At 72.1% G+C, this 5894-nt stretch carries 10 protein-coding genes, 1 other RNA gene and 1 pseudogene; 7 read left to right on the plus strand and 5 right to left on the minus strand.

Annotated elements, in window-relative coordinates; genetic code table 11:
* Both H0487_RS21330 and cobT read right to left on the minus strand, forming a co-directional pair.
* On the minus strand, positions 1-315 hold a 315-nt coding region (locus tag H0487_RS21330; RefSeq protein ID WP_312856047.1), incomplete at its 3' end, for an adenosylcobinamide-GDP ribazoletransferase.
* An 18-nt stretch (positions 316-333) separates the two neighbouring features.
* A complete protein-coding gene (gene cobT / locus H0487_RS21335) occupies positions 334-1386 on the minus strand; it encodes a nicotinate-nucleotide--dimethylbenzimidazole phosphoribosyltransferase (protein WP_183096235.1) in 1053 nt (350 codons plus the stop codon).
* Between the two features lie 70 nt (positions 1387-1456).
* On the opposite strand from cobT, the gene H0487_RS21340 reads away from it, so the two are divergent.
* Together H0487_RS21340 and H0487_RS21345 are read left to right on the plus strand one after the other, a co-directional pair.
* A complete protein-coding gene (locus H0487_RS21340) occupies positions 1457-1975 on the plus strand; it encodes a 2'-5' RNA ligase family protein (protein WP_220793661.1) in 519 nt (172 codons plus the stop codon).
* A 25-nt stretch (positions 1976-2000) separates the two neighbouring features.
* The gene (locus tag H0487_RS21345) at positions 2001-2144 is read left to right on the plus strand and encodes a hypothetical protein (RefSeq protein WP_183096237.1); all 144 of its coding nucleotides are present in this window, start codon (positions 2001-2003) and stop codon (positions 2142-2144) included.
* 179 nt (positions 2145-2323) lie between these two features.
* Here H0487_RS21345 and H0487_RS21350 read toward each other — a convergent pair whose 3' ends face one another.
* Positions 2324-2491 (minus strand): hypothetical protein, encoded by a 168-nt coding sequence (locus H0487_RS21350; protein ID WP_183096238.1) that lies wholly within the window; start codon positions 2489-2491, stop codon positions 2324-2326.
* 163 nt (positions 2492-2654) lie between these two features.
* Positions 2655-3017, minus strand: an RNA gene (gene rnpB / locus H0487_RS21355) — RNase P RNA component class A.
* 73 nt (positions 3018-3090) lie between these two features.
* Between rnpB and H0487_RS21360 the strand changes: the two genes are divergently transcribed.
* From H0487_RS21360 to H0487_RS21375, 4 genes are all read left to right on the plus strand, one after another.
* Positions 3091-3513 (plus strand): tetratricopeptide repeat protein, encoded by a 423-nt coding sequence (locus H0487_RS21360; RefSeq protein ID WP_183096239.1) that lies wholly within the window; start codon positions 3091-3093, stop codon positions 3511-3513.
* 20 nt (positions 3514-3533) lie between these two features.
* Positions 3534-3722, plus strand: coding sequence for a hypothetical protein (locus H0487_RS21365; RefSeq protein ID WP_183096240.1), 189 nt, complete (start codon positions 3534-3536; stop codon positions 3720-3722).
* Positions 3722-4021: a hypothetical protein gene (locus H0487_RS21370; protein WP_183096241.1), complete on the plus strand. Its 300-nt coding sequence runs from the start codon at positions 3722-3724 to the stop codon at positions 4019-4021. The genes H0487_RS21365 and H0487_RS21370 overlap by 1 nt, the downstream gene beginning before the upstream one ends.
* A gap of 270 nt (positions 4022-4291) precedes the next feature.
* Positions 4292-4945 (plus strand): TetR/AcrR family transcriptional regulator, encoded by a 654-nt coding sequence (locus H0487_RS21375; RefSeq protein ID WP_183096242.1) that lies wholly within the window; start codon positions 4292-4294, stop codon positions 4943-4945.
* On the opposite strand, the gene H0487_RS21380 is transcribed toward H0487_RS21375, so the two are convergent.
* On the minus strand, positions 4932-5567 hold the full coding sequence (locus tag H0487_RS21380) for a TetR/AcrR family transcriptional regulator (RefSeq protein ID WP_183096243.1): 636 nt from the start codon (positions 5565-5567) through the stop codon (positions 4932-4934). The two genes, H0487_RS21375 and H0487_RS21380, sit on opposite strands and share 14 nt — an antisense overlap.
* Positions 5568-5620: 53 nt before the next feature.
* On the opposite strand from H0487_RS21380, the pseudogene H0487_RS21385 reads away from it, so the two are divergent.
* Positions 5621-5894: pseudogene (locus H0487_RS21385) on the plus strand (hypothetical protein); the annotation flags it as partial.

A 5894-nucleotide genomic window follows, 5' to 3' on the forward strand; every position in this document is an offset into this window, starting at 1 on the left:
CGAGCGTTCGTAGGAGGCGGTGAGCCCGTCGGCGACGTCGGCCAGCCCGTCGAGGTGGAGGGCGCGGCTGCCGAGTGCGAGGACCGCGAGCGCGACGACGGCGACGGCGAGCGGCGGCAGGTCCGCTTCGCCGCCGCCCCACACGATCGCGGCGACAGCGAGGCCGAGGGGGAGCGCGGCGATCGGGGCCAGGACCATCGCGCCGGTGGCGACGGCGGGGCTCACCCGCAGCACGGCGGGGACGGGGAGGGCGGTGAGGGTGCCGAGGGCCAGCCTCAGGCTGCGCCCGACGACGGCCGGACCGCGGTCGGTCACTGCTGCCTCATCTCGGGCTCATTGCGGGGGGAGCAGGTCGGCCAGCAACGCGACGTCGCGCAGGACCGCGACGGCCGAACGGAGGACGGGGACGGCGGCGACGGCGCCGGAGCCCTCGCCGAGCCGCAGTCCGAGGTCGAGGGCCGGCTCGAGGCCGAGCTTGGCGAGGGCGAGCGACTGGGCGGGCTCGGTCGAGCGGTGACCGGCAGCGAACCAGGCGGCGGCGCCGGGGGCGAGCCGGTCGGCCGTAAGGGCGCACGCGACCGACATCAGCCCGTCGAGCAGGACCGGCACGCCGCGCTCGGCGGCGCGGACCAGGTAGCCGGTGGTCGCCGCGAGGTCGGCGCTGCTGAGGGCGACCAGGGTCCCGAAGGGGTCGGTGGCGCGGTCGCCGACCCGGTCGAGCGCCTGCTGGACGACCTCCACCTTGTGCGACCAGGTCGGGTCGTCGACACCCGTGCCGCGGCCGGTGACCTCGACGGCCGGCAGGCCGAGGGCGGCGGCGACGAGGGCGGCGGCGGGCGTGGTGTTGCCGATGCCCATGTCGCCGCTGAGCAGCAGCTGGGCGCCGGCGTCGATCTCCTCGTCGGCGACCGCACGGCCGGCGGCGAGGGCGCGGTGGGTCTCCTCGACGGTGAGGGCGTCCTCGAGGTGGAGGGCGCCGCTGCTGCGCCGCACCTTGTGGGCGCGGACCTCGTCCGGCACGCCCTCGAGGTCGTCGTCGACACCGAGGTCGAGCACGCGGACCCGGACGTCGTGGGCGGCAGCCAGCGCGGACACGCCGGCCTTGCCGGCGACGAAGGTGCGGACCATCGCGCCGGTGATCTCGGGCGGATAGGCGGAGACGCCGTGCTTCGCCACACCGTGGTCGCCGGCGAAGATGACGAGGCGTACGTCGGTGAGCGGTGCCGGCGGGACCTGGCCCTGGGCAGCTGCCAGCCACACCCCGAGCTCCCCGAGGCGGCCGAGGGCGCCGGCGGGCGTCGCGAGGCCGGCCAGCCGCTCGGCGGCGGCAGCCGCGACGGCCGGGTCCGGCGGCGGGACGGGGGAGGGCGTGGTGCGGTCAGCCATGCGGGCGAACCTANTGCGGTCAGCCATGCGGGCGAACCTATCGCCCGTCTGCCACGATGCCGCCGTGAGGATGCCCGGCCACTCCGTGCTCGTGGTGCCCGTCACCGAGCTCGAGCCGTTCGTGCGCGGCCGCTGGCAGCACTACGAGCCGGGCTGGGTGTCGCGCGACCCCGCGTTCACGCACGCCCACGTCACTGTGCTCGCCCCGTGGCTCCCGGCGCCGACGGACGCAGACCTCGACCGTGTCGCCAGGGTGGCTGCTGCGACCGCTGCCTTCGACTACGACCTCCGCGAGGTCCGCGTCTTCCCTGACGGGTGCCTCCACGTCCCGCCGGAGCCGGCGGCGCCGTTCGCTGCGCTCACCCGCGCGCTCGCGGACGCGTTCCCCCAGTGTCCGCCGTACGGCGGCGCGCACGACGTCGTCCCGCACGTCACCCTCGACCAGGAGTCGGCGAACGTCTCCCTCGCGAGCACGCGCGCGCTGGTCGGCGACCTGCTGCCGGTGGGGTGCCGCGCGGATCGGCTCCAGCTCCACTGGTACAAGGAGGGCGGCTGCCGGGTGCTGGCCGACTGGAAGCTCGCGAGCTGAGGCCGAGATCCAGGTATGAACCTCGGTGGTAGGGGGAACTGAGGTCGACATGGTCATGGGACTCGTCGTCGCCGGTCTGCTCGCGATCGGTCTGACCCTGCTCACGCTCCACAATGCGAGGCGCAGGGTGACGCACGTCCAACGGTCCTACGACCCGACCACCCGGTGAGCCCGCTCCCAGGTGCCACGTGGTCCGCATCCCCAGCGGCACATGAGCACACGTGGCACCTGGTGAGTGCCGAGTACGACGGCGCGGTCGAGGTGCGTGAGCACCTCTGCGACGGATGCTCCGCGGTGTGGTTCGACTGAACCTCGATTGAGCTCGGTCGGCCGCTCAGGGCCGCGTCGTCAGCGGATGATGGGCCGACAGGCCCCGCCACATCCCCAGCTCGAGTCGCGGTTCGTCTTGGCCTCTCCGGCCGACTTCCCGTCACCGGGCGCGGCCTGCGCCGGTGGCGCGGCGAGAACGATCGTCGAAAGGGTGGTGGCGAGCGTGAGAGCGAACGCCTTGACCATGAGCCCTCCCTCCTTCGTGAGTGATGAGTTACCGAGACACACGTCCGGGGGCGCGCACGCAGTCGGAAGGGAGGACGTTACCGTCGGATCTGAGCCTCAGCCGTTCCTGTTTCCAACATTTTGCCTACGCGCCCGGGCTGGGCGGGCCTCGAGGGCCAGGTGGCGGACGGGCCGACCTGTAAGCCGGGTTCTGTCATCGGTGACCATCCATCTACGACCGCCGTTGCCGGCGGCCTCCAGCGGCCTACCCGTGTACTCGGGCGAGCAGCCCTCAGGCGCACACTGTCTGGCCTTGCTCCAGGTGGGGTTTGCCGAGCCGTCCCGGTCACCCGGGGCGCTGGTGGGCTCTTACTCCACCGTTTCACCCTTGCCTCTCCTCGGAAGGGGAGGCGGTCTGTTCTCTGTGGCACTTTCCCGCGGATCACTCCGGGTGGGTGTTACCCACCACCCTGCTCTGTGGAGCCCGGACTTTCCTCGGGACCTGTCCTGTTGCCAGGGCAGGTCACGCGGTCACCCGGTCGGCCCGTCCACGGGACAGGGTAGTGCCCCGGCGGGTTCGCCGCCGGAATCACCGGCGCCTTCCGATGGTTGGAGCAGCCATGGACGAGCAGGAGTTCCTGATGCGCGCCCCGGGCATCGTGTTCCCGGGCGCCGAGGCGCGCCCGGAGAGCGCCTACCGCACCGCGCACGACCTGCTGGAACGACGCGCGCCGAGCCAGGCCCTCGAGGTGCTGGAGGCGGCGCTCGAGCAGGAGCCGGCCAACCGCGGTCTGCGGCTGCTGCGCGCCTGGGCCTACCTGCTGCGCGCCCAGCTCGTGAAGGCGTCCGACGAGCTCACGCTGCTCGTCGCGGACGACCCGTCCGACGCCTGGGCCCAGCACGCCCTCGGTCGCGCGTTCGAGCGGCAGTCCCGGCACCGGGAGGCGCTGCCCCACCTGCGGCTGGCGGCCGCGATGAGCGGGGACGTGGAGCACGAGCTCGCCGTGCTGCGCGTCGAGCGCCTCGCGGGCGACCTCGGCTGAGAGTCGGATAGGTTCCGGGCATGGCCTTCTGGTTCTGCCTCAAGCACCATGCCGTCGAGCCCACCGAGGGCTGCCCCAACAAGGACCGGCTCGGTCCCTACGAGACCGAGGCCGAGGCCGCGCGCGCCCTGGAGAAGGCGGCCGAGCGTTCCGAGGCCTGGGACGAGGACCCGGTCTGGAACGACGACGTCGAGGGCGAGCACGAGTAGTGGCGCGTCGCCGCAAGATCAAGAAGGTCGCCGACGGTCCCCGGGGGAGCACCTCGTTCACACCGTTCCTCGGCATGATCCTCGTGGTCTCGTCGTTCTTCCTGTACGCCGCCAGCGGCGTCATCGCTCCCTGGTGGGGCATCGTCGTGATGGTGCTGCTCTGGCTGGTCCAGTTCGTGCTCGTCTGCGTCTGGTGGTCGTCGTACCCGAAGCGGACGGTCTGGGTGGGCGCGCTGTCCTACCCGATCTGGTTCTGCCTCATCGTCGGGGGCGCGCTGGCGTTCGGTTGGAAGGCCTGACGACGCGACCCGACCCCCGCTGCGGGGGCGACCGATGCAGGGCTGCGGGGGACGGACGGAGCGGAGAGGTGGCTCCAACACCCTCAACTCGAGACGTCCGGCCCCCCGCAGACCCAGGTGTCTATCGGTTGGGGAACCAGTACTAGACGCCGACATTCCACCCGTCGTCTTGACAACTGTCAAGGGTTTTCTCGGCGCGTGCCCGATCCGCTCCGACGACCTTCGCGGAACGGCTCCGGAGGACACCTGACCGCGGTTACGCTCCGAGCCATGTCCAGCGCCATCGCCGGCGCGGCGGCCGACGGGTCGGTCGCCGTGGGGGGCCGCAAGGCACCGGCCGACAAGTACGACGAGCGCCGCCGCGCCCTCGGTGATTCGGCGCTGCGCACCCTCGGGGAGCTCGGCTACGCACGGGCGAGCCTGCGCGAGATCGCGAACAACTCCGAGTTCAGCCACGGCGTCGTCCACTACTACTTCGAGGACAAGCACGACCTCATCGTCTACTGCGTCCGCGAGTACAAGTCCGTCTGCGTACGCCGCTATGACGGGGTGATCGCGGACTCGACGACGCCCGAGGAGCTGGTCGGAGGCTTCGCGGACAAGCTGATCGAGACGTTGCGCGACGAGGCCGCCATGCACCGACTCTGGTACGACGTCCGTACCCAGAGCATGTTCGACGACCGGCTCCGTGCCGTCGCGGTCGAGATCGACGGCTGGCTGGAGGAGATGGTCGGGCGGGTGGTGGGTCGCTACGCCGAGCTGGCCGGGACCGTGCCGGCCCTGCCGGCGAGTGTCCTCTACGGGATCGTGGACGGGCTGTTCCAGCAGGCACTGCTCGGCGTCACCCAAGGCCGGGAGGGTGTGCTCGAGGAGCTGCACGCGTTGGTGCACGCGCTGCTGCCGACGATGGTCACGCCGGCCTGAGGAAGGGCGCCGCGAGCGCGGCGCCGACCGCGGCGAGGTGCTCGACGATCTCGTCGGTACCGGACTCGACGAGTCCGCTGCGCCAGGCGAGCATCAGCTCGACGAACCCGCCGATGCCGAGCAGGGTGTTGATCCGCAGCGCCCGCTCGTCGACGTCGTCGCGCAGGAACTGGCGACCCATCTCGATCATCAGGTCGGTGGCCATCTGCAGGGTGTCGCGGCGCCGCTGCTCGAGCACGACGCTGCCGGCGTGGTCGCCGAAGATGATCTGGGCCCGGGCGGGCTCGTCGGCGATGTGGCGCACCACCTTGACCAGCACCGCGTTGAGCAGGTCGAGGGCGTCGCCGTCGCCCTGCTCGGCGAGGGCGACGTACATCATCGCGAGGGTCTCGTCGCGCTGCTGGTCCCACACGGTCCCGAGCAGCGCGTCGCGGTCGGTGAAGCTCTCGTAGAAGTAGCGGTCGGTGAGCCCCGCCTGGGCGCAGACGCCGCGCATGGTGACGGCGGCCCACCCCTGCTCCTGCCAGATCTCGACGGCGGCGTCGACGAGCTGGGTACGACGCTCGGCGCGTCGTTGCTCCGCGCTCTTGCCGCCGTACTTGCGGGGGGAGATCTTGGCCACCGATTCCACAGGAACATCTTGACGGCATCCGCCATCAGATGCAATCTGATGGCATGCGCCAGCAGAAATCCCCGCCGGTCCGCGCCTCGTTGCGCAGCCACGCGGCGGCCGGAGTCACCTCCCTGACCCTCCGGCCCCTCACCTCCGTCATCCCCGCGAACCGTCCTGGCGTCCTGCTCGCCCGGCGGATCGTCGCGACCAGCCTCGCCCTCGCCGGTCCCGGTCTGTCCGGCAGCCGGGTCGTGCCGGTCGACCGGTCGACCCGGCGGGGACCGTCGGTGCGCGGCGAGTGGGTCCGCGGGCCCCAGGCCCGCCGGGACGACGCCG

The sequence above is a fragment of the Nocardioides stalactiti genome (assembly GCF_014180715.1).
Lineage (GTDB): Bacteria > Actinomycetota > Actinomycetes > Propionibacteriales > Nocardioidaceae > Nocardioides > Nocardioides stalactiti.

Bases quoted from the DNA above. Each gene is read 5' to 3' on its own strand.
- H0487_RS21340 (WP_220793661.1), top strand. From the start codon at position 1,457: ATGCCCGGCCACTCCGTGCTCGTGGTGCCCGTCACCGAGCTCGAGCCG.
- cobT (WP_183096235.1), bottom strand. From the start codon at position 1,386: ATGGCTGACCGCACCACGCCCTCCCCCGTCCCGCCGCCGGACCCGGCC.
- H0487_RS21350 (WP_183096238.1), bottom strand. From the start codon at position 2,491: ATGGTCAAGGCGTTCGCTCTCACGCTCGCCACCACCCTTTCGACGATC.
- H0487_RS21375 (WP_183096242.1), top strand. From the start codon at position 4,292: ATGTCCAGCGCCATCGCCGGCGCGGCGGCCGACGGGTCGGTCGCCGTG.
- H0487_RS21365 (WP_183096240.1), top strand. From the start codon at position 3,534: ATGGCCTTCTGGTTCTGCCTCAAGCACCATGCCGTCGAGCCCACCGAG.
- H0487_RS21360 (WP_183096239.1), top strand. From the start codon at position 3,091: ATGGACGAGCAGGAGTTCCTGATGCGCGCCCCGGGCATCGTGTTCCCG.